This is a genomic window from Mycolicibacterium chlorophenolicum, assembly GCF_001044235.1.
In the GTDB taxonomy this organism is placed as follows: domain Bacteria; phylum Actinomycetota; class Actinomycetes; order Mycobacteriales; family Mycobacteriaceae; genus Mycobacterium; species Mycobacterium chlorophenolicum.
Genome location: NZ_JYNL01000032.1, coordinates 1 through 22514, shown reverse-complemented (window position 1 = coordinate 22514; position 22514 = coordinate 1). Strand labels below are relative to the sequence as shown.

At 64.2% G+C, this 22514-nt stretch carries 24 protein-coding genes and 2 pseudogenes; 16 read left to right on the top strand and 10 right to left on the bottom strand.

What is annotated here, in order from left to right:
- Window positions 1-146: 146 nt before the first annotated feature.
- The gene (locus MCHLDSM_RS17125; protein ID WP_048471208.1) at window positions 147-443 is read left to right on the top strand and encodes a putative quinol monooxygenase; all 297 of its coding nucleotides are present in this window, start codon (window positions 147-149) and stop codon (window positions 441-443) included.
- Here the strand turns inward: MCHLDSM_RS17125 and MCHLDSM_RS37765 are convergent.
- Window positions 409-651 (bottom strand): hypothetical protein, encoded by a 243-nt coding sequence (locus MCHLDSM_RS37765; RefSeq protein ID WP_131722647.1) that lies wholly within the window; start codon window positions 649-651, stop codon window positions 409-411. The two genes, MCHLDSM_RS17125 and MCHLDSM_RS37765, sit on opposite strands and share 35 nt — an antisense overlap.
- Window positions 652-833: 182 nt before the next feature.
- Here MCHLDSM_RS37765 and MCHLDSM_RS17120 point away from each other — a divergent pair, with 182 nt between their 5' ends.
- Window positions 834-1190 carry an STAS domain-containing protein gene (locus MCHLDSM_RS17120; RefSeq protein WP_048471207.1) on the top strand — a complete coding sequence of 119 codons (357 nt, stop codon included), beginning with the start codon at window positions 834-836 and terminating at the stop codon, window positions 1188-1190.
- Here the strand turns inward: MCHLDSM_RS17120 and MCHLDSM_RS17115 are convergent.
- Both MCHLDSM_RS17115 and MCHLDSM_RS17110 read right to left on the bottom strand, forming a co-directional pair.
- Complete coding sequence (locus tag MCHLDSM_RS17115) at window positions 1162-2169, bottom strand: AraC family transcriptional regulator (RefSeq protein WP_053083014.1); 1008 nt, start codon at window positions 2167-2169, stop codon at window positions 1162-1164. The genes MCHLDSM_RS17120 and MCHLDSM_RS17115 overlap by 29 nt on opposite strands.
- Window positions 2170-2360: 191 nt before the next feature.
- Window positions 2361-4004, bottom strand: coding sequence for a PucR family transcriptional regulator (locus tag MCHLDSM_RS17110; RefSeq protein ID WP_048471206.1), 1644 nt, complete (start codon window positions 4002-4004; stop codon window positions 2361-2363).
- Between the two features lie 382 nt (window positions 4005-4386).
- Here MCHLDSM_RS17110 and MCHLDSM_RS40110 point away from each other — a divergent pair, with 382 nt between their 5' ends.
- From MCHLDSM_RS40110 to MCHLDSM_RS17065, 11 genes are all read left to right on the top strand, one after another.
- The gene (locus tag MCHLDSM_RS40110) at window positions 4387-4509 is read left to right on the top strand and encodes a hypothetical protein (RefSeq protein WP_268781638.1); all 123 of its coding nucleotides are present in this window, start codon (window positions 4387-4389) and stop codon (window positions 4507-4509) included.
- A 3-nt stretch (window positions 4510-4512) separates the two neighbouring features.
- Complete coding sequence (gene dnaK / locus MCHLDSM_RS17105) at window positions 4513-6396, top strand: molecular chaperone DnaK (protein WP_048471205.1); 1884 nt, start codon at window positions 4513-4515, stop codon at window positions 6394-6396.
- Window positions 6397-6399: 3 nt separating this feature from the next.
- The gene (locus MCHLDSM_RS17100; protein ID WP_048471204.1) at window positions 6400-6924 is read left to right on the top strand and encodes a nucleotide exchange factor GrpE; all 525 of its coding nucleotides are present in this window, start codon (window positions 6400-6402) and stop codon (window positions 6922-6924) included.
- 7 nt (window positions 6925-6931) lie between these two features.
- Entirely contained in the window at window positions 6932-7879 is a 948-nt protein-coding gene (locus MCHLDSM_RS17095; RefSeq protein ID WP_048471203.1) for a DnaJ C-terminal domain-containing protein, read from the top strand.
- The gene (locus MCHLDSM_RS17090) at window positions 7876-8193 is read left to right on the top strand and encodes a chaperone modulator CbpM (protein ID WP_048471202.1); all 318 of its coding nucleotides are present in this window, start codon (window positions 7876-7878) and stop codon (window positions 8191-8193) included. The genes MCHLDSM_RS17095 and MCHLDSM_RS17090 overlap by 4 nt, the downstream gene beginning before the upstream one ends.
- Window positions 8175-10799 (top strand): ATP-dependent chaperone ClpB, encoded by a 2625-nt coding sequence (gene clpB / locus MCHLDSM_RS17085; RefSeq protein WP_048471201.1) that lies wholly within the window; start codon window positions 8175-8177, stop codon window positions 10797-10799. Before MCHLDSM_RS17090 ends, clpB begins: the two co-directional genes overlap by 19 nt.
- A gap of 13 nt (window positions 10800-10812) precedes the next feature.
- Window positions 10813-11259 carry a thioredoxin gene (gene trxA, locus MCHLDSM_RS17080; RefSeq protein WP_048471200.1) on the top strand — a complete coding sequence of 149 codons (447 nt, stop codon included), beginning with the start codon at window positions 10813-10815 and terminating at the stop codon, window positions 11257-11259.
- Window positions 11260-11261: 2 nt separating this feature from the next.
- Window positions 11262-11519, top strand: a complete 258-nt coding sequence (locus MCHLDSM_RS36125) for a UBP-type zinc finger domain-containing protein (protein ID WP_082168927.1) — start codon at window positions 11262-11264, stop codon at window positions 11517-11519.
- A complete protein-coding gene (locus tag MCHLDSM_RS17075; protein ID WP_048471199.1) occupies window positions 11497-13200 on the top strand; it encodes an FAD-dependent oxidoreductase in 1704 nt (567 codons plus the stop codon). The genes MCHLDSM_RS36125 and MCHLDSM_RS17075 overlap by 23 nt, the downstream gene beginning before the upstream one ends.
- Window positions 13201-13439: 239 nt before the next feature.
- Window positions 13440-13763 (top strand): DUF1931 family protein, encoded by a 324-nt coding sequence (locus tag MCHLDSM_RS17070; RefSeq protein ID WP_048471198.1) that lies wholly within the window; start codon window positions 13440-13442, stop codon window positions 13761-13763.
- A gap of 184 nt (window positions 13764-13947) precedes the next feature.
- On the top strand, window positions 13948-14340 hold the full coding sequence (locus MCHLDSM_RS17065) for a hypothetical protein (protein ID WP_048471197.1): 393 nt from the start codon (window positions 13948-13950) through the stop codon (window positions 14338-14340).
- A 23-nt stretch (window positions 14341-14363) separates the two neighbouring features.
- Here the strand turns inward: MCHLDSM_RS17065 and MCHLDSM_RS36120 are convergent.
- Window positions 14364-14630: pseudogene (locus MCHLDSM_RS36120) on the bottom strand (selenium-binding protein SBP56-related protein); the annotation flags it as partial.
- A 179-nt stretch (window positions 14631-14809) separates the two neighbouring features.
- On the opposite strand from MCHLDSM_RS36120, the gene MCHLDSM_RS17060 reads away from it, so the two are divergent.
- Entirely contained in the window at window positions 14810-15031 is a 222-nt protein-coding gene (locus MCHLDSM_RS17060) for a hypothetical protein (RefSeq protein WP_048471196.1), read from the top strand.
- Between the two features lie 188 nt (window positions 15032-15219).
- Window positions 15220-16233: pseudogene (locus MCHLDSM_RS39395) on the top strand (sodium/glutamate symporter); the annotation flags it as partial.
- Between the two features lie 111 nt (window positions 16234-16344).
- On the opposite strand, the gene MCHLDSM_RS39390 reads toward MCHLDSM_RS39395, so the two are convergent.
- From MCHLDSM_RS39390 to MCHLDSM_RS17045, 3 genes are all read right to left on the bottom strand, one after another.
- On the bottom strand, window positions 16345-16641 hold the full coding sequence (locus MCHLDSM_RS39390; protein WP_234714054.1) for a M48 family metalloprotease: 297 nt from the start codon (window positions 16639-16641) through the stop codon (window positions 16345-16347).
- A 494-nt stretch (window positions 16642-17135) separates the two neighbouring features.
- On the bottom strand, window positions 17136-17525 hold the full coding sequence (locus tag MCHLDSM_RS17050) for a BlaI/MecI/CopY family transcriptional regulator (protein WP_013470257.1): 390 nt from the start codon (window positions 17523-17525) through the stop codon (window positions 17136-17138).
- A gap of 170 nt (window positions 17526-17695) precedes the next feature.
- A complete protein-coding gene (locus tag MCHLDSM_RS17045) occupies window positions 17696-18259 on the bottom strand; it encodes an MPT63 family protein (protein ID WP_048471209.1) in 564 nt (187 codons plus the stop codon).
- Window positions 18260-18416: 157 nt separating this feature from the next.
- Here MCHLDSM_RS17045 and MCHLDSM_RS17040 point away from each other — a divergent pair, with 157 nt between their 5' ends.
- A complete protein-coding gene (locus MCHLDSM_RS17040) occupies window positions 18417-18881 on the top strand; it encodes a hypothetical protein (protein WP_234714048.1) in 465 nt (154 codons plus the stop codon).
- A gap of 517 nt (window positions 18882-19398) precedes the next feature.
- On the opposite strand, the gene MCHLDSM_RS17035 is transcribed toward MCHLDSM_RS17040, so the two are convergent.
- The 3 genes from MCHLDSM_RS17035 to MCHLDSM_RS17025 form a co-directional block, all read right to left on the bottom strand.
- A complete protein-coding gene (locus tag MCHLDSM_RS17035; protein ID WP_234714052.1) occupies window positions 19399-19701 on the bottom strand; it encodes a hypothetical protein in 303 nt (100 codons plus the stop codon).
- A gap of 113 nt (window positions 19702-19814) precedes the next feature.
- On the bottom strand, window positions 19815-20744 hold the full coding sequence (locus MCHLDSM_RS17030; protein ID WP_013470255.1) for a hypothetical protein: 930 nt from the start codon (window positions 20742-20744) through the stop codon (window positions 19815-19817).
- A 5-nt stretch (window positions 20745-20749) separates the two neighbouring features.
- Window positions 20750-21949 carry a helix-turn-helix domain-containing protein gene (locus MCHLDSM_RS17025; protein ID WP_048471195.1) on the bottom strand — a complete coding sequence of 400 codons (1200 nt, stop codon included), beginning with the start codon at window positions 21947-21949 and terminating at the stop codon, window positions 20750-20752.
- Window positions 21950-22514: the final 565 nt, after the last annotated feature.

Sequence of the window (22514 nt, the reverse complement as noted above, 5' to 3'; positions counted from 1 at the left end):
TGATGCCGCGATTAGCAGAGCGCTCGACATAAAAGGCATTACCGGAGACCACAGGAAAAGCTGGACAGACCAGCGGATTCACGCTGCCCACCCACCGCAGCACAGCAAAATCAGTCTGACCGGACCTCAACAGGGTCGATCCACGGATTGAGGCTAAGGCGTTGCTGGTACGGCTGGAGGCCAAGCCCGGAAAAGAGCAGGCCGTCGAGGAGTTTCTTGTCTCGGCACTGCCTTTAGTTCAGCGGGAACCCGACACGAAGCCGTGGTTCGCGGTTCGGTTCGGCCCGTCGACGTTCGGCATCATCGACGCGTTCCCAGACGAGGCCGCACGCGAGGCCCATCTTGAGGGCGCTGTCGGAAAAGCCCTCGCGGAGAAAGCCGATGAGCTGTTCGTCTCGCCACCCGACATCAGCAATCTTGACGTTCTCGCCGAAAAGGTTTGAAGCCGGCGACGTCCTGCATTTCACCCTCCACCAGTGAAACACCACAGTCTTCAGCCCTTCTGGCTAAACGACTGACGTCGACGGCGCGGGAGAAATTGGGCTGTCCAGGGTCTTCGATTTGCAGCGAGCCCAGCTCGCTTGCACCTGATGAAGGGGCTGCGCCGAAGGCCGCATCGGGGTCGATACGGTCAGGCTGGATATCCGCCAAGCCCCCAGCCTGCGCGCGGGCGCGCCCACGTCGCCGGCTCGAGGGCGGTGGGCTGAGAGTTCGCCCGGCTCTGGGCGGCGGTGAAACCAGTCGGTTCTGGGGCGTTCTTCGGATATCGCATCATCCGGCGACTCGATTTACTTCCTCTCCATGGCAGTGGGACAAGACGTGCCGGAGGGAAAGTGAACGACGACCGTCCGCGAATCGAGGCGCGCACGGTAACGGCGGGTACCATCGTCGTCCGGGTGGCCGGCGACATCTGCGGACAAGGCGGGATTAGATTCAGACGTACTCTCGTCGGCGAGCTGACAGGCCGTCCGCAGGTATTGATTCTCGACCTGACACAGATCACGCGTATCGACACCGGGGGCATCAATACGCTCTGCTTGGCCGCTGAGCTCACTGCCGAGGAGGACATCGGCTTATGTTTGGTGGCTCCGGCTCAGGGGGCCGCCAGAGCTGGCCTGGAGGCGGCGAAGTCCACGGACACCTTCGAGATCTTCTCTTCGGTCACCGAGGCGTTGCGGCTTTGTTCATGACGGTGCCGCGTAGCGTCGCGGAAGGGCTGTGGCCGAATTGCTTCCGGTACTGATCGGCGAAGCGACCCAGGTGAACGAAACCCCAGCGGCCCGCAACGGCGGTTACCGTCGTCGCCCCCGAGTCACTGTCGATCAATTCGGTGTGTACGCGCTCCAACCGTATCCGGCGTAGACACGTCATGGGCGGCGGATGCCCATACCGTTGAAACGCTTTCTGCAACGCTCTGGCTGTGACACCCGTTGCGTGCGCGAGGCCTGCGGTGTCCCAGGAGATCTCAGGATGAGCATGCATCAAGTCGACGGCTCGTTTCACGGCGGCTTCGCCGGCAGGGCGCTGCTCGGCGGCCAACTCTTCGGAGTAATTGTGCGGCTGGATCAGCAGCAAGCCCTCAACCAACTGACGCTGCAGATTGTCGACGGCAAGGCGATGAGTGAGAAGGCCGTTGGTCCGCCCTGCCTCCCGGGCGAGGGTGCGCACCAAACCGAACCAGTCGTATGACGCTCGGGTATTCAAATTCATCTTGCGCGCGAACGTGATCCGACGATCCACGGATCGGCCCAGCATCGTTTCGAGCTGAGTGCGCATCTGGGTCTCGGAGACCTTCACACAGATCTCGCGACAATCGCTTGACCAGTTCAGATTTACCGGCATTCCGGGGGTCAAGACCGCAGCCGTGCCGACGGTGGTTCGCTCCACCCGGCCATCGCGCCATATATTGCGAGCGACACCCGACAGCGGGGCCTCGACGCAGTAAACCGGCATTTCGTCGCTGCCGATGAACACCTCGGTCCCGAAGTGAACGTAGCCGGCTGTCAGCATCGACAATTCTTCTGCCCTCATGTGCATGTCGAGGGCTTCCGCTCCTGTCGGCCGAAGCACCAGCGGCAGATACACGCGTGACAGGATGTCCGAAGCTTCGTCGGCATCGCCGGTCTGAACTTGGGGTGATGAGCTGAACGCGACGTCGCTGATCGGCACGCCGTCACACCTCCTGTTTGCTGTCCACGGTGATCGATTCTAGCCACGGCGTGGGCATAGCTCCCTCCTGAATCCTGAAATGGTGCTTGGTGCCGCTACTATCGAACAGCGGCAGCGCCGACGCAAATGCAACTTCATGGCACCACCCCACCTTTGCCAGCTGCTCGGCCGACTCTTCGGCCTGCCAGCGTTCAATGCGAGCGCTCGGGGTAGAGGAAACGCCAGGACCGGGTCGCCGCGTGAAGGTTGAAACGGGTATTGGCGTCGCGCAGGTCATGACCGGTCAGTTCGCCGATGCGCGCCAGCCGGTAACGCAGCGTGCTGCGGTGGATGTGCAGGGCGTTGGCAGAATCGTCGTAATTGCCACCGCTCTCGAGGTGTTCGCTCAGCGTGAGGACGAGGTCCGAGTTCTTCGCCGAGTCGTAGTCGAGCAGGGCTCCGATCCATTCCCGTATGAAGTCCTCGACCGCTCCGCCGTCATGGGCTGCGTCGATGAGACGGTAGAAACCGAGTTCGTCGTAGGCCGCTGCACCTGCGGGTGCCGCGGAATGCAACCGCACATTCAGCGCTCGTTTCGCGTCGGCGAAGGACTTCGGAAACTCCGATGGTGCGTCGCATCGAGAGCCGACGCCGACGGCGCACGGGTGCCGCCCCAGCCACTCGCTCAGCGTGCGGTAGAACGCTCTGGGGTCCGGTCGGCCGTCGGTTAGAAGCACCACCAGCTTGCCGCTACGTCCCTGCAGTTTCTTCAGGTGCAATGCCCCTGCCGCGCGGCCGGCACCCGTGGCCACGGAGTCCGATGCAGCGGAACTTTGCACCACGACCACATAATGCGCGGGGCGGAGATCGTGGCCCAACGCCTCCGCCCTGGCGAAGGCGCCGTCGTTGTCCGTGCCGGCGAGCAGGTCGTCGACGAGTTCGCGGCGAACGGAAAGCTCTCTCTCCACCAAGCTCCGCTGGTGGGACAACTCGTAGCCCAGCAGCGTGCATGCGAAGTGCAGGGCGACGATGTGGTCGTCGGTTACTTTCTTCTGAGGGTCGATGACTGCCAACACGCCGAGGACCTCTCCGCGTGGCAGGATGAGGACGGCGATGCGGTCCTTCGTCCGTGTTGGGCGGCGGCGTTCGGCCAGGACAGCAAGTTGGCGCTGTCGCCGTTGAGGGTCCGGTGTCGGGTAGGGCACCGGGATCCCGGGCCCCGACCAGCTGCGGAGGTTGCCGAACCGGTCCTCGAGAACTATTGGCAGGCCGATCAATTCATGGAGCGCGTCGGTGATTGCCTGCTCGCCTTCACCGCTTCCCAGCGCCGCCTCGATGGTCTCGTGAACACGTGTCCTGTTCCGTAGCCGCCGCTGCGCGCTGGCGAGGTCGCTGTTCGCTTTGGCCAGTTGCTCGGTACACCATGCGTCTCGTCGATGAACTGCACCACATGCCAGGGCTGCGCCCGTCTGACGCGCCAGCATCGTCAAGATCTGAATATGGCCGCTTGAGGGTTGCTGGGCGGCGCTGACGACGAGGGAGCCCTCGACCGAATTGTGATGCCTGAGGGGAAAAGCCCAACCCCACGCGCGTCCCGGAATCTCGACAGCCCCCCCGCCACCGGAGGCGGCGATCAGTCGATCGATATCGGGCCGTTCGTGTTGACCCTGAGGTAGCCGTTGCCATGAACCGTCGACGAGACGGTACGTGGCCTCGGTGCGGCATGGTCCGACGCGGGACACTGCAGCATTGGCTTGGCCGAGGATGGTGACGTCATCGGCCCAGTCGAAGGCAACCGTGAAAAGGGTGGCCAACTCCTCAGTTGTCGGCGTTGCGTCCGACGACGCCGCAGTCATGATGCGACCTCCGCAGAGATGTGTCGATCCGCCGACATCCGTTCATCCTCGCCAGTCGCTCGTCGACTGCTTCTCAATCGGTAACGCGACGGAAGCTGACGTACCCACACCCTGCTCGGCCAAACTGAGCCCGACGGACTCGTTCAACCCGACCCGCTGGTGCTGAGAGGACAGATCGACGCGAGGCTTTTCGGCCCGCCGGGAGCACGCGATGACGGGGTGAGATCGCAAGAATCCCCTCGGGGAGCGCAGTCGCGATGACGAGGGTCGGAGCGATCACGGACTCCATCGAAGCGGCGACCGCGAGTTCTGGGCGGTCGCTCTGACGACGGCCAGCAGGCGCTTCGAACCGGGTCGGCGCAGGACACGTGAGGAGACAGTGATGGCTCATACGACCGTCAACAGATTTGCTGTGCGGCTCCCGCAGTCCTACGACGTCGTCGCGGACGTAGTAGTCGCCGAGGCACTCAAGCTGCTCTCGAGTGCCGACAACCGGAAGGAGTGAAGCATGGCAACGGCAGTAGGAATCGATCTGGGCACGACCAACTCGGTGATTGCGGCCTGGCAGGGCGGGGAGCCAGTCGTGATACCCAACGCAGAAGGTGCGCGGACAACCCCCTCGGTGGTCGCGTTCACCGAAAGCGGTGAACGGCTGGTCGGCCAGCTGGCGCGGCGGCAGTCGATCATGAATCCGAAGGGAACCATCTACTCGGCGAAGCGATTCATCGGCCGCCGCTCCAATGAGATCTCGCAAGAAGCCAAGGCGGTCAGCTTCGACGTCGTCGAGGGCCCCAATGGCGAAGCGCGGTTCGACATTCGCGGCAAGTTGTATTCACCGGAGGAGATCAGCGCCCAAGTGCTTCGCAAGCTCGCCGACGACGCGGGCAAGTTCCTCGGTGAGCGGGTCAGGGAAGCGGTGATCACCGTACCGGCGTACTTCAACGACGCCCAGCGCAACGCCACCAAGGACGCAGGCCGGATCGCCGGCCTTGAGGTGCTGCGCATCATCAACGAGCCGACGGCTGCCGCGCTGGCCTACGGGCTGGACAAGAAGGGCCACGAGACGGTGCTGGTGTTCGATCTCGGCGGCGGCACGTTCGACGTCAGCCTTCTGGATGTCGGCGACGGCGTCGTCGAGGTGCGGGCGACGGCCGGTGATTCCCATCTCGGCGGTGACGACTTCGATCGCAGACTCGTCGACTTTCTCGCCGACGAGTTCAAGCGTGAGAACAACATCGATCTGCGTTCGGATCCGCAAGCGCTGCAACGGCTCTTCGAAGCCGCGGAGAAGGCCAAGGTGGAACTGTCGTCGGTGGCGCAGACGCAGGTGAACCTGCCGTTCATCACCGCCGACGCCAACGGGCCCAAGCACCTGACGATGACCGTCAACCGGTCGAAATTCGACGACCTGACCCACGATCTTGTCGAGCGCACGATGGGCCCGGTCAAGCAGGCCATGGAGGACGCCAAGGTCACGGCGAACGACATCGATGAGGTCATCCTGGTCGGCGGATCGACGCGCATCCCCGCCGTCCAGGCTCTCGTCCGCCGGCTCACGGGCGGCAAAGACCCGAACATGAGTGTCAACCCCGACGAGGTCGTCGCGATGGGCGCCGCAATTCAGGCCGGGGTACTCAAGGGCGAGGTCTCCGACGTTCTGTTGCTCGACGTCACACCACTTTCACTCGGGGTGGAAACCGCGGGTGGACTCATGACCAAGATCATCGAACGCAACACCACGATCCCGGCCCGGCGCAGCGAGGTTTTCACCACGGCCGCAGACAATCAGCCCGCGGTCGACGTCGTCGTACTGCAGGGCGAGCGTGAATCGGCAAGAGACAACCGAGTTCTCGGCCGGTTCAAACTGGACAATATCCGGCCGGCACCTCGCGGAGAGCCGCAGATCGAAGTCGTCTTCGATATCGACGCCAACGGCATCCTCAACGTCACCGCGCGGGACAAGGACACCGGCGCCGAGCAGTCCATCACGATCAGCGAGCAGTCCAACCTCGACCAGAGCGACGTCGAGCGCATGGTCCGCGAGGCGGAGGCGCACCGCCGTGAGGACGAGGAGCTGCGCAGGATCGTCGAAGCGCGAAACGAACTCGATTCGGCCGCGTATCAGGTCGAGCGCCGGCTCGCCGAACTCGGTGGCTCCGTCGCGGAGCACGACCGCGGCCGCGCTGAAATGCTCATTGCCGATGCGCGCGAGGCGATCAGGCAAGAGGCGCCGATGGACAGGCTTCAACAGCTGACCTCAGAATTGCAGCAGATGCTGTACGGCTTGCAGTCCTCGTCGACGGCGGGCGCCAACGGCCGAGGTCCGGCAGACGGGCAGGCGGCACAACCGGCCGACGACGACGTTGTCGATGCCGAGTTCGACCGGAGCTAGCCGATGGCAAGCCCGGCAGAACATCCGAAAGCCCAGGACGAGCCTTTCGGTGCAGCAGAAGAGACGCCGGAACCCTCTGCATCCGAACGGGATTCCGACGCTGAATTGATACGCCTCGAAGATCGCTGGCGGCGCGCGGTTGCCGATCTGGACAACCTGCGCAAGCGTTACGCCCGCGAACTGGACAGGGAACGCAACACCGAGCGGTCGCGCGTTGCCGGCGCCTGGCTCCCGATCGTCGACGATCTCGAGCGTGCCCTCGCGCACGACAGCGGGCACCCGAACGCGGTGATCGAAGGTGTCCGAACGATATTGAACCAGGCGGTGAAGGTACTCGACCAGCTCGGTTACGCGCGTGACGATCAGACGGGTGTGCCGTTCGATCCCCAGCGTCACGAGGTGGTCGGCGTGATGGACGTGCCGAACACGGCCCCCGGCACCGTGGTCGAAGTCTTGCGTCCCGGATATGGGGAGGGCGGCAATCAGCTGCGGCCGGCCGCCGTTGTCGTCAGCCGCCGCGAGGAGTGAGCCGTCAGTGGCCCGCGACTATTACGAAGCTCTTGGCGTATCCCGGGACGCCACGCCCGAACAGATCCAGCAGGCGTTCCGGACCTCGGCGCGTAAGTACCATCCCGACGTCAACAAGGATCCGGGCGCGGAGGATCGGTTCAAGGAGATCAACGAGGCGTACCACGTTCTGACCGATCCGCAGACCCGCAAACGGTATGACCGGTTCGGCGACGATTTCCGGCATGTCCCGGAGGACTGGGAAGAGCAGGCGCGGGCGGGTGCCGGGATGGGTGGCCGCGGCGGCTTTCGCGGGGCCCCGGGGGGCGGGCGCGTCCGCTACGGCACAGGAGGATTCGGCGGCGGAGCGGGTATCAACATCGAAGACCTCTTCGGCGACATGTTCGGCGGTGGCGACATGTTCGGCGGTGATGGGGGCTTCGGGCGGGTTCCGGGTGCCGACCAGGAGGCCGAGCTCGAGATGACCGTCGAGGAGGCCTATCGCGGGGGCAAGCGGCAGATCTCGCTCGGCGACCGCAATTACACCGTCAGCATTCCGGCCGGTGTCGTCGACGGACAACGCATCCGGCTGGCGGGTGAGGGCAGCCGGGGCAGCGGCGCCGGCCCACCGGGCGACCTGTACTTGGTTGTCCGGATCAAACCCGACAAACGCTTTCGGCTCGAGGGCCGCGATATCGTCGCCGATCTGCCGGTGTCGCCATGGGAAGCAGTGCTTGGCGCCTCCGTTGCGATTCGCACACCTGGCGGCGAGACCAAGGTTAAGGTGCCTCCCGGTTCCTCCACCGGCAGGCGACTGCGCCTGCGCGGCCAGGGCATGCCCAATCCCAAGGGCAAGCCTGGAGACCTGTTCGCCGAGATCAAGATCGTGGTGCCACGCGAATCGACTGCAGCCGAACGCGAGTTGTTCGAGCAGCTGGCGGCGCAGTCCACGTTCGACCCGAGGAGGTCACGATGACGGCGCCACGTTATGTGCTGGTGCGGCGGCCGGGGTTGTCGCTTGACCAGATGGCGACTCGATGCGGCCTGCACCCCGATATGGTTCGCCGGCTGGTTGCGCTCGGCCTGCTGCCGTGCAGACCGGATGCCCATGGCGAGCCTTGGTTCGACCCGTCCGCGGTCGCCGTCGTCGCCCGGATCCAGCGGCTACGAACTGGTCTGGGTCTGAACTACGCGGCGATCGGACTGGTCCTGGACCTGCTCGACCGCATCGAGCAACTCGAATCAGCGTCACGCCGAGGAAGGACACCGTTGTGGACGTCAACCGTCTGACGCAGAAATCCCAGGAGGCGCTGCAGCAGGCGCAGAACATCGCGACCCGGATGGGGCATACCGAAGTCGACGGCGAGCACCTGCTGGCGGCCCTGATCGACCAGCCTGAAGGCTTGGTCCCGCGCCTGCTTTCTGCTGCCGACGTCGATGTCGCGGCTCTACGCGCAGATCTGCAACGAGAACTGGAGCGCAGACCCAAGGTCAGCGGTCCGGGCGCGACGCCGGGCCAGGTATCGGTCACCCCGCGCCTGGCGCGGGTGCTTGAGGCCGCCGAGCGCGAGGCCAAGCGGCTCAAAGACGACTATGTCTCGGTCGAGCACCTGGTGATCGCGCTCGCTGAGGAGGGCACATCGACCGCCGCAGGCCGAATACTTGCCAGCCACAACGTCACTCGAGACTCCTTCCTGTCGGCGCTGACCCGGGTACGGGGTAATCAACGGGTGACCTCCGCGACACCGGAGGGCTCCTACGAGGCGCTGGAGAAGTACGGTCGTGACCTCGTCGTCGAAGCGCAGTCGGGCAAGCTTGACCCGGTGATCGGCCGGGATGCCGAGATCCGCAGGGTAATTCAGATCCTGAGTCGTAAGACCAAGAACAATCCGGTGCTGATCGGTGACCCCGGCGTCGGTAAGACAGCCATCGTGGAGGGCCTCGCGCAGCGAATCGTGCGCGGCGACGTCCCGGAAGGTCTGCGGGACAAGACCATCTTCTCGTTGGACATGGGCTCGTTGGTGGCAGGGGCGAAATACCGCGGCGAATTCGAGGAACGGCTGCAGGCGGTGCTGTCCGAGGTCAAGGCGGCCGACGGCCGCATCCTGCTGTTCGTCGATGAGTTGCACACCGTGGTGGGCGCGGGCGCGGTCGAGGGCTCGCTGGATGCGGGAAACATGCTCAAGCCGATGCTCGCCCGCGGCGAGTTGCACATGATCGGCGCAACCACGCTCGACGAGTACCGCGAGCACATCGAGAACGACGCCGCGTTGGAGCGTCGTTTTCAAACCGTCGTCGTCGATGAGCCCGACGTCGAGGACACCATCTCCATTCTCCGTGGTCTGCGCGAGCGCCTCGAGGTTTTCCACGGCGTCAAGATCCAGGACGTCGCCTTGGTGGCCGCCGCCACGCTGTCGCACCGCTATATCACCGACAGGTTCCTTCCTGACAAGGCGATCGATCTCGTGGATGAGGCATGCGCCCGGCTGCGGACAGAAATCGATTCCATGCCAGCAGAACTCGACGAGATCAGCCGGCGCGTCACGCGGTTGGAGATCGAGGAGGCCGCGCTGTCGAAGGAGACCGACGCGTCCAGCAGGACCCGGCTGGAAGACCTTCGCAAGGAATTGGCGGATCTGCGCGCGGAGGCCGATTCCATGCACGCACAGTGGGACGCCGAACGGCAGGCGATCAAGCGCGTTCAGGACTTGCGCGAGCAATTGGAGCAACTGCGACGCGACGCCGAAGAAGCAGAGCGCGCCTATGACCTCAATCGTGCCGCGGAGTTGCGCTACGGCGAAATGCGCGATGTGGAACGAAAACTGGGTGCCGCCGAGGAGCAGCTGAGGTCCAAGCAGGGTCAACGGCGGCTGCTCCGCGAAGTCGTCACCGAGGACGAGATCGCCGAGATCGTCTCCGCCTGGACCGGCATCCCGGTGTCGCGGCTACAGGAGGGTGAGCGGGAAAAGCTGCTACGACTCGACGAGATACTTCATGAAAGGGTGATCGGTCAGGACGAGGCGGTGCAGCTGGTGGCCGACGCAGTGATCCGGGCCAGGTCCGGGATTCGCGACCCGCGACGCCCGATCGGATCGTTCATCTTTTTGGGCCCGACGGGAGTCGGCAAGACAGAACTCGCCAAAACCCTTGCTGCAGCGCTGTTCGACAGCGAAGAGAACATGATTCGGCTCGACATGAGCGAGTATCAGGAGCGGCACACGGTGAGCAGATTGGTCGGCGCACCGCCGGGATATGTCGGCTATGACGAGGGCGGCCAGCTCACCGAGGCGGTGCGTCGTAAGCCCTATTCGGTTGTGCTGTTCGACGAGATCGAGAAGGCACACGCGGATGTGTTCAACACGCTGCTGCAGGTGCTCGACGACGGTCGGCTCACCGATGCGCAGGGACGCCACGTCGACTTCCGGAACACGGTGGTCATCATGACGTCCAACATCGGATCAAATTATCTGTTCGACGGCGTCACAGGCGATGGAGAGATCAAGCCCGATGCACGGGAACGAGTAATGGCCGACCTGCGTGCGCATTTCCGCCCCGAGTTTCTCAATCGCGTTGACGACATCGTGCTGTTCACTCCGCTGGCCATCGCGCAGATCGAGCGCATCGTCGAGCTGCAGCTCGAGGACCTGAGGAAGCGGTTGGCGGAGAGACAGATTCAGCTCGATATCTCGCCGGAGGCCAGTCGGATGATCGCCGAGCACGGCTATGATCCGGTGTATGGCGCGCGACCTTTGCGCCGCTACATCGCGCACGAGGTGGAGACGAAGATCGGGCGTGCGCTGCTGAGAGGGGACGTCCAGGCCGGCGGCGTCATTCGCATCGCGGTCGACAATGGTGACTTGTCTGTCACCTACTCCGAGTCCGCCATGGCGGCCTGACGAGAGCCAGACCATGCAATTCGATGTTGTGACATGTCCGAACTGCGGGAAGCGCAACCGGGTGCATGCGGTGGCCGACGGCAAGCCGCGCTGCGGCCAATGCCATCACTGGCTGCCGTGGATCGTCGACGCCGGTGACCAGGATTACGCAGAGGTCGTCGAGAAGGCCGGTGTCCCTGTACTCGTCGACCTGTGGGCCACGTGGTGCGGGCCGTGCCGCATGGTCAGTCCTGCTTTGGAGAAACTCGCCACCGAACGCGCCGGCCAACTGAAGCTGGTGAAGGTCGACGTCGACAAGGCGCCGGCCACCTCGCAACGGTTCTCGGTACAAGCGGTGCCGACGTTGCTCGTCGTCGACCGCGGCGAGACGGTGGCCCGTCAATCCGGGGCCGCACCCGTTGCGGCGCTGCGGTCTTGGCTGGATCAGGCCTTGGCCGCACACAGCTCGAGGGAGGGGTGAACATGACGTCGACCGGCTTGGACCCGGATGTGGTGGCGATCAATTCGGTGACGCCACGCACAACCGGATGTGAGGAATGCCTTCGGCTCGGTACGCCGTGGGTGCACCTACGGCTCTGTCTGACGTGCGGACACGTGGGCTGCTGCGATTCGTCACCCATGCGCCACGCGAGAGGACACGCGCACGCCGTCGGCCATCCGATCGTGGAGGCCATGGAGGCAGATTGGCGCTGGTGCTATGTCCACGAGAATTATGTCTGAGGCGCCTGCGGCCGAGCAGGTCTCGGCGTCCATGGAGGAAACCCCGGACATCTACGGCGCGTACCCGCGGTTGACCGAGATGCAGATCGCCACTCTCGAGACGGGCGGTACCAGGCGGTCCGTGGCACCCGGCGCGATCCTGGTGCGCGAAGGCACGCGGTCGGACAGCATCTACGTCATCCTGTCGGGGAAAGTCGCTGTCATAGCCGTCGACCCCCTGGGCGAACAGCGGACCATCCGGGTCCACGGTCCGCGGCGGTTCCTCGGCGAACTCGGCGACCTCGAGGGGCAGGCCGCCTTCTACACCGCAGAAGTAGCAGCAGCCGGCGAAGTCCTCGCTGTGCCGGCACAGTTGGTGCGCGCCCTCGTCGCCGAGGATCCCGTACTCAGCGACGTGATCCTTAGGGCCTTCTTGGCGCGGCGCACCCTGCTCATCGAAGAGGGCACCGGCTTTTGGATCATCGGATCCTGCTACTCACCCGACACCACGCGCCTGCGGGAATTCGCTGCACGAAACAGACTGCCGCACCGCTGGCTCGATCTTGAACGCGATAGGGAGGCTGAACGCCTACTGCGGCGTTTCGGGGTCGCGCCGAAAGACACCCCGGTCGTGGTCTGGGGTGACGAGGTCCTTCGTAACCCACCCAACAGTGAAGTGGCCCGTCGGGTAGGCCTGCCGGTGCCCGACGTCATCCACGACGAACGCGACCTCATCGTCATCGGTGCCGGCCCGGCCGGTCTGGCCGCGGCGGTGTACGGATCCTCGGACGGGCTCACCACCGCCGCGGCTGAAGCGATCGCCGCAGGCGGTCAGGCCGGCACATCGTCGAGGATCGAGAATTATCTCGGCTTTCCGAGCGGACTGTCCGGCGCAGAGCTGGCCGAAAGGGCGCTGATCCAGGCCGATAAGTTCGGTGCGGATCTGATGATCTCGGCGGAGGCGCGGCGCCTCGAATCCGATAACGGTCAGCACCTGATCTGCCTCGGCGATGGTTCGTTCGTCGTCGGCAGGGCAGTCATATTGGCCACGGGAGCCCGATATCGCAAGCTCGCTGTGCCCGGAATCGAGAGATTCGAGGGAAACGGGGTCTACTACGCCGCCACCTTCCAGGAGGCGTTGATGTGCGGTGCCGGCCCGGTGGTGATCGTTGGAGGAGGGAACTCCGCGGGCCAGGCCGCGGTGTTCATGGCATCCCGTGTCGCTCGCGTGTATCTGCTTGTCCGCGGCGGCGACCTGGGCAAGGACATGTCGCGCTACCTTGTCGACCAGATAAAACAGCAACCCCGGATTACCGTCTGCCTCCATAACGAAGTCCGCGAAATACACGGACGGAAACAGGTCGAAACGGTTGTCGCGGAGGACAACCGGTCGGGCGAGCGGCGCTCCTTCGACACCACGGCGCTGTTCGTATTCATCGGCGCGGCACCTAATACAGCGTGGCTGCACGGCGAGCTACTACTCGATGACTACGGCTTCATCGCGACCGGTTCCGCAGCGATGTGCTCGGCCAGGGGCCGAGCAGGGCTGCGCATCGATCGTGAGCCGATGATGCTCGAAACGAGCCGCCCGGGCATTTTCGCGGCAGGTGACGTGCGCAGCGGTTCCGTGAAGAGGGTGGCGTCGGCAGTGGGGGAGGGATCGATAGCGGTCCGCCAAGTCGAGCAGTACCTGCTGGCCTAACCGGATTGCGCACTTGTGGCCGATGACGCGGCGCCAGATGCGCTGGGGTTCGTGCTGTCAGGGCGGTGCCGGGCGGAGCGGTTGGTGCTGTGATGCTCAATCACACAGCGCCACAATGGTGCAGCATGGATGTCGGCCATCACGTGCCGTGTGCCGCGGCGAAGCGGAATCAGTCTTGCCTGTCCAATTCGTGAACTTCAGCGACGTCATTGCCCGCTGGATTGACCGGGAGGTCACTAATGAGCCATCCGACAGCGATCCCGTTGTATGAGCGATTTTTTCGTTCAGCCGCCGGGATCAAAGTGGACAAGAATGACTTGCGGCGGTTCCGCGAATTCGCCAAGCTCGATGAGGCCGATGAAGTTCGAGAACTATTGAGTCAGGCCATGCGACGGCCGCCGGCCGAGGTGAGTTTCAGTGAAAGTGCCGGGCGGTTACTGGTGGAGCTTTTCGGCGGGTTGAGCATCGCCCTCGCGCGGTCCTTCACGGTGATCGATCCGACCGTGAAGAATCCATCAACAGAGCACTGGGACAGAGCTTTCGTGTTCAGGATGCTTCTTTGAGCATTGCGCGCGCGAGTTGCAACCGACGACGTATTCGCACACCCTCACCACACGTGCCGCTTCGCGGCAGCGACTCCCGAACCGCGTTCACGCATTGGAATAGATCTAGGTGGTAGTAGTCGCAATCGTTACAGCGAGAGAACGGGTACCTCTATGGACGATATTCGAAGTTGAGAGGAGAACCATGGCTCACGACAGCATGTTCGAGGTGCGAGTAGGTGCACCAGGCAATGTCTTCGAGGTCAGGGTCGGCACTGTTGAGGTGGACGTGCCTCGGTCCGTCGGGTATTTCGGCGGACTGGTGGCTGCCGTGGGCCTAGGCATGATCGAACCGCCGCTTGCGCTGTTCATCGCCGCTGTGCCGGCGTTCAAAGTATTGACCAACTCCGCGCTTCCGCGATCGGTACGTGCGATCGGTGAGGTTTTCGAAGGCGCGGCCAAGCCCGTAGGCGGCGACGCGGAGGGCGTGATCCAGGTCGAAGATGAGCAGAGAGCGCGAACGGATGTCGTCACTGCCGGTCGCCGCGCGAGACGTGCGACATCGCCGAAGCAGTCGGCAGGTTCCCGCGGTCGCTGATGCAGCGCCACCAGGCATCCGTCTCAAATTACAAGCGGAGGGCTCAGTTGGTTGGAGCAGTAGGAGTCGATGGACGCGTCGCCGCCCTGGAGCCGTGTCTGGTGGACGAGTAGGCCCCCGGAAGTCGTCGTCGTGGGGGAGGAAACCGGTGTCGAGCCGAAGACCGCCCACGGAGATGTCGACGTCGACCTTCGCCATCCACGCCCCCAGACCGTCGGGGTAGAACATGTCGTCCCACGAGGCGTACAGCGAGTTGGTGACGTACACGCTCGACCGTCGCGGCTGATCTTTTTCGTTCACCACGGCCGGCCGCGCCGCTTCGCTGTCCCCCGATCGGAGGACCCCACATTCCTCACCTGTTCGGTCCAGCCGGTGGATACCGGCACACCCGTGAGCAGGGCATTCTTTGTTCAACGCCGAAACAGACCGGCGAGAAACTCGAAAAGCCCACTCACACAGGAGAACTCAGATGAACGTCAGCCGCATGATCGCCATCCCCGTCCTCTCCGCCGGCATCCTTGGTGGTGCCCTCGGCCTCGCCTCCACCGCCGCCGCCGCGGTCAGCACGACCAACACCACCGACAGCCACTCCATCGTCGCGGCGCCCGATCGTTGGGCGTCGTCCGCTAACGACATGAGCAAGAGCGAGCGCAAGCGCGCCGAGCGTCAGCGCACCGTCCTCGACCGGTGACCAGACCCGCCACCCTGATCAGGCCCCCTTCCGAGGGGGCCTGATTGCGTTTGGTCCGGCCGCCGTCACCGTCGCGACGACCCCGGCCGCCGCGACGATGCTTCTTCCGACCTCCGATGTGGGAGTTCGACCTCCGGTGTAGGAGTACGGTCGTGAGACGAGCAGCCTCGATTTGCTAGGCGGCATCTGTGTACGAGTCACTGAACGACGCGCAGTGGGTGGGTCTGTCCCTGGTTTTCGTGGGGATGGCGCTCATCGGAGGGATGCTGCTGCGGCACGCGGTTCCGTGGCTGTCGGCGTTCTACATCCCGGCGAGCGTGCTCGCGGGATTTCTGCTTCTGCTCACGGGTCCGCAGGTCCTCGGTGCGCTGAGCGGTGGCTGGAGCCTGCTACCTCATCAGGTGCTCGGCGTTCTCGCGGTTCTGCCCAGATTGATGATCAACGTGGTCTTCGCCGGCATCATGATCGGCAAGACGCTGCCCTCCATGAGAAGGATCTGGTCGACAGCCGCGCCGCATGTGTATCTCGGCAGCATCCTGTCCTTCGGACAGTTCGCGATCGGCGGGCTGGTCGTCGCGCTGCTGCTCACTCCCGTGTTCGGCCTGCCGGACGCGGCCGGCTCGATCATCGAGATGTCCTTCGCCGGCGGCCACGGAACGATCGCCGGCATGCGCGGTCTGCTCGATGATGCCGGCGCCGTCGAGGTGGCCGACATCGGCCTCGGCCTGGCCACGATCAGCATGCTCACCGGTGTCATCAGCGGCACGCTGCTGGTGAACTGGGCCGTCCGCAATCCGCGCGTCGACGTCGCACGCCAACACACCGACCGACGCTCGACGGCCAGCCGGCTGAGCGATGTACCCCCCAACGAAGGGGACAGCGTTGAAGACCCAGGCCTCGGAGCGCTGAGCCGGGCTGCCGGAGCGATCGCCATCGCGATCTTCCTCGGCTTCCTGATCCTGAGTGGCCTGCGAGCCGTGGCGGGCGCTTTCGGGTCTGATCTTTTCGATCGGTTCCCGCTCTTCCCGTTCACGGTCATCGGTGGCTTCATCGTGCAGATGGTGCTGACCCGCACGCGGCGAGAGAAGTTCATCGAACGCCGGACAGTCAACGATTTCACCGGTCTTTCCCTTGACATCCTGATCGCGTCGGCGATCGGCACCCTGTCGTTGGCGACGATCGGCGCCAACATTCCTGCGATCGCGATTCTGACCGCGCTGTCACTGACCTGGAGCGTGATCGCGTTGCTGTGGCTGGGTCCGCGCTTGTTCGCGGATCAGTGGTTCACCCGCGGCATCGCGGACTACGGCCAGTCACAGTGCACCGTCGCCACCGGTCGAGGTGGGGCCTGGAAGGCTGAGGGCAACAAGTGCGTCGACGATGGTGTCGCAGCTGTGTCGTCGGGCGGCGGCGTCGTCGGCGCACATCTCCAAAAGGCGAGCGATCTCGCTGGCGCCCTTGGCGAAGAGCTGCACCCGCGGCAGCATCGCGCCCAGAGCGGCGGTGACGGCCAGGACATGATGGTGGCGTCCGCTCAGGTGGGCGCGTTCATGAGCGAGGACTGCGGCCAGTTCGGCGCCATCGAGGGCGTCGAGCGCGCCGCGGGTCATGACGATGGTGTGGGGTCGCCCAGCAAGGCAATACACCCCGCGCTGAGCGCTGTCGATGATCAGGGCGCCTCCAGGCCCCGGCAAGGTGTCACCGGCGGCGATCCGGGCGGCGCTGACGTGGTCTCTACTGCCCCGATGCGAACGGCGTATTGCGAGCACCACGCGGCTGCCCAGAACCACGACCGTCAGGGTGCTCATCGCGGCCAGCGCTAGAAAGCTGACCTGCAACAACTCGCCATAACCGCCGTGGACGATGAAACCCAAGCCGGCCAGGCACCCGGTCACCATCAGACCAATGTCACCTTCCGAGGTGAGGACATGGGTCACCAGCAGGGTGAACGCCCCGATCGAGGCCGCGAGCACGGAGGCCATCACGGCGAGCCAGGCGCTGACACCGAGGCGGGGGGCAGCACCGTGGAGATTGGCACGCAACAGCAATGGCGGCGCCAAAACGCTCAAGGCCAGCGCGTAAACCGCGAGGCAGACGGCCATGCTCATGGTTTCGGCGATGTCCGGCCCCGGCGGCGGATGACCTCTTTGAGCCCTGCCAGCTCGTCGGCACTCATCTCCCCGACGAAATGCGCCAGAACCGCGGCTGTGTCGTGTTCGCCACCGCCGCTCAACGCTTCGCGCATGAGCGCGGCGATGTGTTCGGGATGGCTCAGCACGGTGCGGTAGCGGAACGCTTTGCCCTCCCGTTCCCGCAGGAGGTGACCCTTGCGGTAGAGATTCTCCATGGTCGACAGCACTGTGGTGTAGGCGATCTCGCGATCGGTGCGAAGCTGTTCGACCACCTCCCGGGCGGTACCGCTGCCGCCGGATTCCCACAACCGCGCCATGACTACGGTCTCGAGTTCACCGAACACCCGCACCGCTACTCTCACCTACCTCGTCTTCGGTCCTTGCCGGGGTTGCCGTGCGATAAGCACACCTCCTGCACCAGCCTACGGCCTCGGTACGGAGAACCGACATTGCGCGCCGACGGCGGCATGACCCTCCGACGATGCGTCCACCACGTCATGTTCTGACGGGCCGGTTTCCTTGGGTTTGACGGTTACATGTTTCCTGCACAACACGGGCACGGTTCCGGATCGGTACAACAGGCGCAGTCATCCATCGGCATTGGCTGCATCGCCATCATCGCTCCGCTACAGCACATCATCGCCTCGCTGCAGCACCACATCAGCGGTTCAGAACCTCCAGCGTCGTAGCTCACGGCGACGGGGTCGCCACCGGTGACGTCGAAGTAGATCTTGCCCGTAGCGGTCTGGCCCTGAGCCAGTGCGGCGCCAGAAATCCCCTGCGGGCTCGCCATTTGCCACAGCACGCGATAGCTGCCGCCATCAGCAGTGGAGGCGTTGAAATTGGGGATGATGGGCGTCGATCCCCCTGAGGTCGCCGTGACCGACGCGGTCGCCTCCCATAGCTGTCCGGCCAGCGGATATCCAGGCGCGGGATCCGCGCTCTTCGTGAGGTTGGTGACTGACCACTCCTGTACGCCACCCCCCATCTCGGCCTGCTGCTGAGACCCAAAGCGGTGCATACAGTCATCGGAAGCCGACGCCGTCGCGGCGAGTCCCACACCAAACAGCGCCGCCACCGCCACCAGCGCCACCATCACACCGAGTCCGCGAAACACATTTGCTCCTTCTTTCACATTGCTGCGGCCGCCGACCGATCGGCCCGCCGAGCATCAAGCATCTACTATGTCGGTACCGAGATAGTAGATGATGCTCCGGGGCCCGGCGCGCCCGGATCGGCCAACGAGAAAGAGGGTGACCAAGTTGTCGGACCAAACAGCGTTCAGCGATGCGAACGAGGGGCGCGTTGTTCGGGACGCGTCGAACACACCCAACGAGACGACACAACACGACGGTGGAGCGACCTACCTCGGCCCTCGGGTGGAGCTGCTCGTGATTGCCGGTTGCCCTCACGCCACGCTCGCCGAGGCACTGCTGAGGGTGACGCTCGACGAACTGGGTCTCACTCGAACACCGGTATACATCAACATGATTGAGACCACCGCCGAAGCGATTCACCAGACCTTCGTGGGATCGCCCACCATCAGGATCAACGGCGTCGATCCTTGGGCGCAATCTGGCAGCGAACCCGGACTAGCTTGTCGTGTTCATCCCTCACCAGCTGGGCTACCCACCCAATACAGCCTCGCCCAGGCACTGTGCGCAGCCGTGGTCAATGACCAACTGCCCATGCCCGCAGACTCGCAGGTCAACGACTAACGAAGCCAATGAGACAAGACCGAGACGGGGCCTTGCCTTGCACGAGCCCGCCGTCTCGTTTCTAGAGAAACGAGACTCCTCACGCGGCCCGGCTGCGGTTACTTCGCGCCTGGTTTGCCGTGCCTCATTTCCTGTCTGATACCGCGCGTCTCGAATCCTCGATGTAGGAGGACAGTGAGATGGTCCTTCACCTAGGACAGTCGAGTACGCCGGAGCACGGCGGGCCAAGGCGGCCTCGATCGGCAACTCTTCCGCGCATCAAGGCTCACAGCACAAGAGGTACTTCGCACAAACTCGTTAGTCGTCGATAGTTGCGGACTCGAAGGAAACTGACTGCCCTAAGAAGCAAGGAATAGTGCACGCACGAAATACGTACACTCCACCAGCAACTTGCGACAGGACGGTTTACGACCCGCCGGCCACCTCGGAGTGTGCCTTCATCGCTATGGATGGCCGCGAAGTTCCGAAGCACTGAGCGCGCCGGGACGCTACAACGCTGAGGAGCCACATACACGGCTCACCGGCGAGAGCGGTGCACGGTGTAGTTCGTCCACGCAGGGAACTCGCACATGATGATCGGGTCGCGGCCGGCGCGCGTGCAGAGCACCTGGAGAACGCCGTCGTGGACGACCGCGGCAACGTCGGCGTCGGCGGGCAGGTAGCGGGTCGCGGAGACGATGGTGGTGTCATCGTCGGCCACGTCGACCTCGACGCTGCCGGCTCCCGCGATCTGGCACTCGCGGTAGTAGTCGACGCTCATCTCCATCAAGCGGCTGGGTGCGACATCAAAAACGAGAATCTTCGGGCTGTGAATCTTCATGGTCACGTCTGGGTTTCCTTCCCTTGATGCACGACTTTCGTGCTGGGGATCAACCCTAGAAAGCGACCGTGCAGCGTTCGGGCCGTCGCGGCCCTGAACTGCGCATTTAGTGGTTAGCTCGCGCGTCGGGTGGGTTTGGAGTTGTGCAGGAGAGCGTCAATCGTGGCCTGCGTCTTCGAGCCCCACCGCGGGTCGAGTGCACTGACAAAGGCGGCCCACAATGGCAGGGCCACGGTCGCTTTGAGCGTGTCGGCGCCGGTGCCGCGCGCGGCGGGGGAGCGGTAGGCAAAACTCCAGGCGACCGCGCGGGCCGCGTCGTCGACGATCCAGTACAGCAGCTCGTCGGCGTCGACAGTTTGGCGCGTGCCTGGCTGGCCGGTCAGTACATCCATGCACCGGTAGTGGAGAGAGTTGTCCGCGTCGAGGGTATAGGCGGCGCCGGGGGCATCGACTGCGGGAAATTCTTGGAACTGTGGGCGGGGGAGGGTCCGCCTTGCCGCAATCCTGGCGACCACGCTCAGTTGCGCCAGGGCGTGCTCAATGTGGTGTTCTAGGCCCTCGTGGGGTGGCGGGCCGCCGGCGGTGCGGATGTCTGGTTCGAGGTCCTCCAGGTCCGGCCATGAAGGCAGGGGTGCGGGGGAGTGCTGTGCGGAGTGGTTTAGGAACGCGGTGGCAACCCACACCATCTTCGTGGCGTCGAGCACGTCAGCCTGGCCGATGCTGGGGTCAAGGATGTAGGAGACGTCGACGGGGAGATCGAGGGCAGGCTTGGCAAGGTCGATCCCGGGCACGCGGGGATGCAAAGCCGCGTAGTAGATCCACAGGAATGGCCCGTGTGCGTCTCGGCCGAGTTGGCCCGGCGGGTAGTCGCCGTCCGACGCGGCCGCAGGGAGGCGGTGCTTAACGGGTGTCGCCAGCTGAACGCATAGCTGGGCGGCGCCGTCAGGGCCGGGCAGGCTGGCCAGCACTGTGGCCGGTGTTGGGGCGCTGTTGAGCAGTTGCACGGGGCCGCACTCGACGTGGTGAAGAAGTACCTCGCTCATTGTTGTTACTGACCTTTCCGACTTACTTCGAGCCGTTCGAGGGGACTGCCGGGGCGGGCTGCGGGGGTGGGGGTCTCCATGACGGCGCTTTCGATGGCGCCCTCAATGGCGCTACTGGAGTACGTCGACGGTGCGTGCTTGTCGAAGTCCTCGTGAGCCCAAGTCTCGGGGGCAAGGGTGATATTGATCGACAGCGGTACCGTCAGCTCTAGGGCCGCGAGCTGCGCGTGGATGGCCTCGGTGAGCCGGGTCGCGTACTCGGTGTATTCGCGTTTCTGCTGCTCAGTGAGTGCGTCGACCAGGGCAGCGATCGACTGCATGGCTTGCTCATAGGCGATCTCGCCGGGGGTTGGATCGCGGGAGGCCTCGGCCTCCGCTGAGAGTTCGGAGAGCAGGGCCACGTCGTCAGCGTCGCCGGTCCAGCCATCGTGGGTGATGACTAGGTAGCCGTTGTCGTCTACGTTCACCCAGTCCACGGCTGCGATGCGGGGGTCGTTGGGGGAGAAGGGGCCTGGCGGCAGGTCGGTGGGCTCAGGAATGGCGTCGGCGCGGGCGTCGAGTTCGAGTTGTGCGTCGGCATAGGCGTCGTCGCTGCCGTCGTCGATCTGGGCAAGAATGCTTTCCACCCAGAGATCGACCACGACCGGCTCGGTGCGATGGCGCAGTAAGTCTTTGTCGTCAAAGACCATGGCTTGTAGTGTGCGCCGAACCATTTCGGCCTCCCACGAGCCTGGCCGGCCTGCCAGTGCTTCCTCGATGCTCCCAACGTTGGCCGCCGCGCCCGCCAGGGCCAGCGTTACGAAGGCGGCCCAGTCGATGCGCAGCGCGGCGCGGGGATCGGGATCGACCTCCCATTGGCCTGACGTCGCTTGCCGCATAGGTTGATTGGTCAGCCGGGTTGCCTCGGTAAGTACGCTGATCGCGTCGTGGAGGACCTCATCGTGAGGCCTCGGTGTGGACGCCTGGTCGTCGGTGAGGTATCCGGTGTCGAAGAGGGCCGCAGAAACGACCTCGCGATAGGGCTTGCCGATCACGCGGGCGACGGCCGCCAAATTCTCGCGGTCCGGGAGGCGGCTGACACCGTTAATCCGCCACTTGCGCAGGTTCTCGCGGGACATGCCAATCCGGCGGGCCACTTCGGATTCGCTCACGCCGTGCGCGGTCCGATACCTGTCGATCAACTCGACGAGGCGGGGGATTGCCATGCCGCCAAGTATTCTGCGACAGTATGCTTACGTCAAGTGTAAGTTAGCATATATGCCAACTGTGAGTTGACATAATCGCTATTATCGGCGAAATGTGTTGTGGCGCAGCAGTATTCATGTTGCGTTCTTACGCAGCTGCCAGAGTTGCCGGCGGGGTGTGTGAGCCGGACAAGCAGTGTCCGGTGTCGGCCCGGTAGCGTCACGGCGGTGATCACCTCGGTCGATGGCGTGCGCCAAGAGCGCGCCGGCCGCGGAATGGGCCTGCGGCCACCGACGGTGCATCCGCCCGGCACGAATGGTGCCCGGCAGCGATCGAGTGAAATTTCAGGTGTTCTCTACTGGGGTGCGCGTCACGTCCCCCGTCGACCGCACTACATATGCTGCGGGTCGGCCGCGTTATTTCGTCACTGTGACGAATTGAGGATGCCGACCGCTGCCACGGAGTGTGCAACCTGATGAGCGCACCTGTCAGTTCTCATCCGATCTGAAGCATTCTCATTTGATGTGACACATCGGCGCGCCTTTCTCATTTGATCTGATACAGCCGGTACCGTTCTGGGCATGT

Excerpts from the sequence above, each read along its gene's own strand:
- MCHLDSM_RS39390 (WP_234714054.1), bottom strand. The coding sequence starts at position 16,641 with ATGACCCGCGGCGCGCTCGACGCCCTCGATGGCGCCGAACTGGCCGCA.
- MCHLDSM_RS17090 (WP_048471202.1), top strand. The coding sequence starts at position 7,876 with ATGACGGCGCCACGTTATGTGCTGGTGCGGCGGCCGGGGTTGTCGCTT.
- MCHLDSM_RS17045 (WP_048471209.1), bottom strand. The coding sequence starts at position 18,259 with ATGGTGGCGCTGGTGGCGGTGGCGGCGCTGTTTGGTGTGGGACTCGCC.
- MCHLDSM_RS17035 (WP_234714052.1), bottom strand. The coding sequence starts at position 19,701 with ATGAAGATTCACAGCCCGAAGATTCTCGTTTTTGATGTCGCACCCAGC.
- MCHLDSM_RS36125 (WP_082168927.1), top strand. The coding sequence starts at position 11,262 with ATGACGTCGACCGGCTTGGACCCGGATGTGGTGGCGATCAATTCGGTG.
- MCHLDSM_RS17075 (WP_048471199.1), top strand. The coding sequence starts at position 11,497 with ATGTCCACGAGAATTATGTCTGAGGCGCCTGCGGCCGAGCAGGTCTCG.
- MCHLDSM_RS17070 (WP_048471198.1), top strand. The coding sequence starts at position 13,440 with ATGAGCCATCCGACAGCGATCCCGTTGTATGAGCGATTTTTTCGTTCA.
- dnaK (WP_048471205.1), top strand. The coding sequence starts at position 4,513 with ATGGCAACGGCAGTAGGAATCGATCTGGGCACGACCAACTCGGTGATT.
- MCHLDSM_RS17110 (WP_048471206.1), bottom strand. The coding sequence starts at position 4,004 with ATGACTGCGGCGTCGTCGGACGCAACGCCGACAACTGAGGAGTTGGCC.
- trxA (WP_048471200.1), top strand. The coding sequence starts at position 10,813 with ATGCAATTCGATGTTGTGACATGTCCGAACTGCGGGAAGCGCAACCGG.
- MCHLDSM_RS17025 (WP_048471195.1), bottom strand. The coding sequence starts at position 21,949 with ATGGCAATCCCCCGCCTCGTCGAGTTGATCGACAGGTATCGGACCGCG.
- MCHLDSM_RS17030 (WP_013470255.1), bottom strand. The coding sequence starts at position 20,744 with ATGAGCGAGGTACTTCTTCACCACGTCGAGTGCGGCCCCGTGCAACTG.
- MCHLDSM_RS40110 (WP_268781638.1), top strand. The coding sequence starts at position 4,387 with ATGGCTCATACGACCGTCAACAGATTTGCTGTGCGGCTCCCGCAGTCC.
- MCHLDSM_RS17065 (WP_048471197.1), top strand. The coding sequence starts at position 13,948 with ATGGCTCACGACAGCATGTTCGAGGTGCGAGTAGGTGCACCAGGCAAT.
- MCHLDSM_RS17060 (WP_048471196.1), top strand. The coding sequence starts at position 14,810 with ATGAACGTCAGCCGCATGATCGCCATCCCCGTCCTCTCCGCCGGCATC.
- MCHLDSM_RS17100 (WP_048471204.1), top strand. The coding sequence starts at position 6,400 with ATGGCAAGCCCGGCAGAACATCCGAAAGCCCAGGACGAGCCTTTCGGT.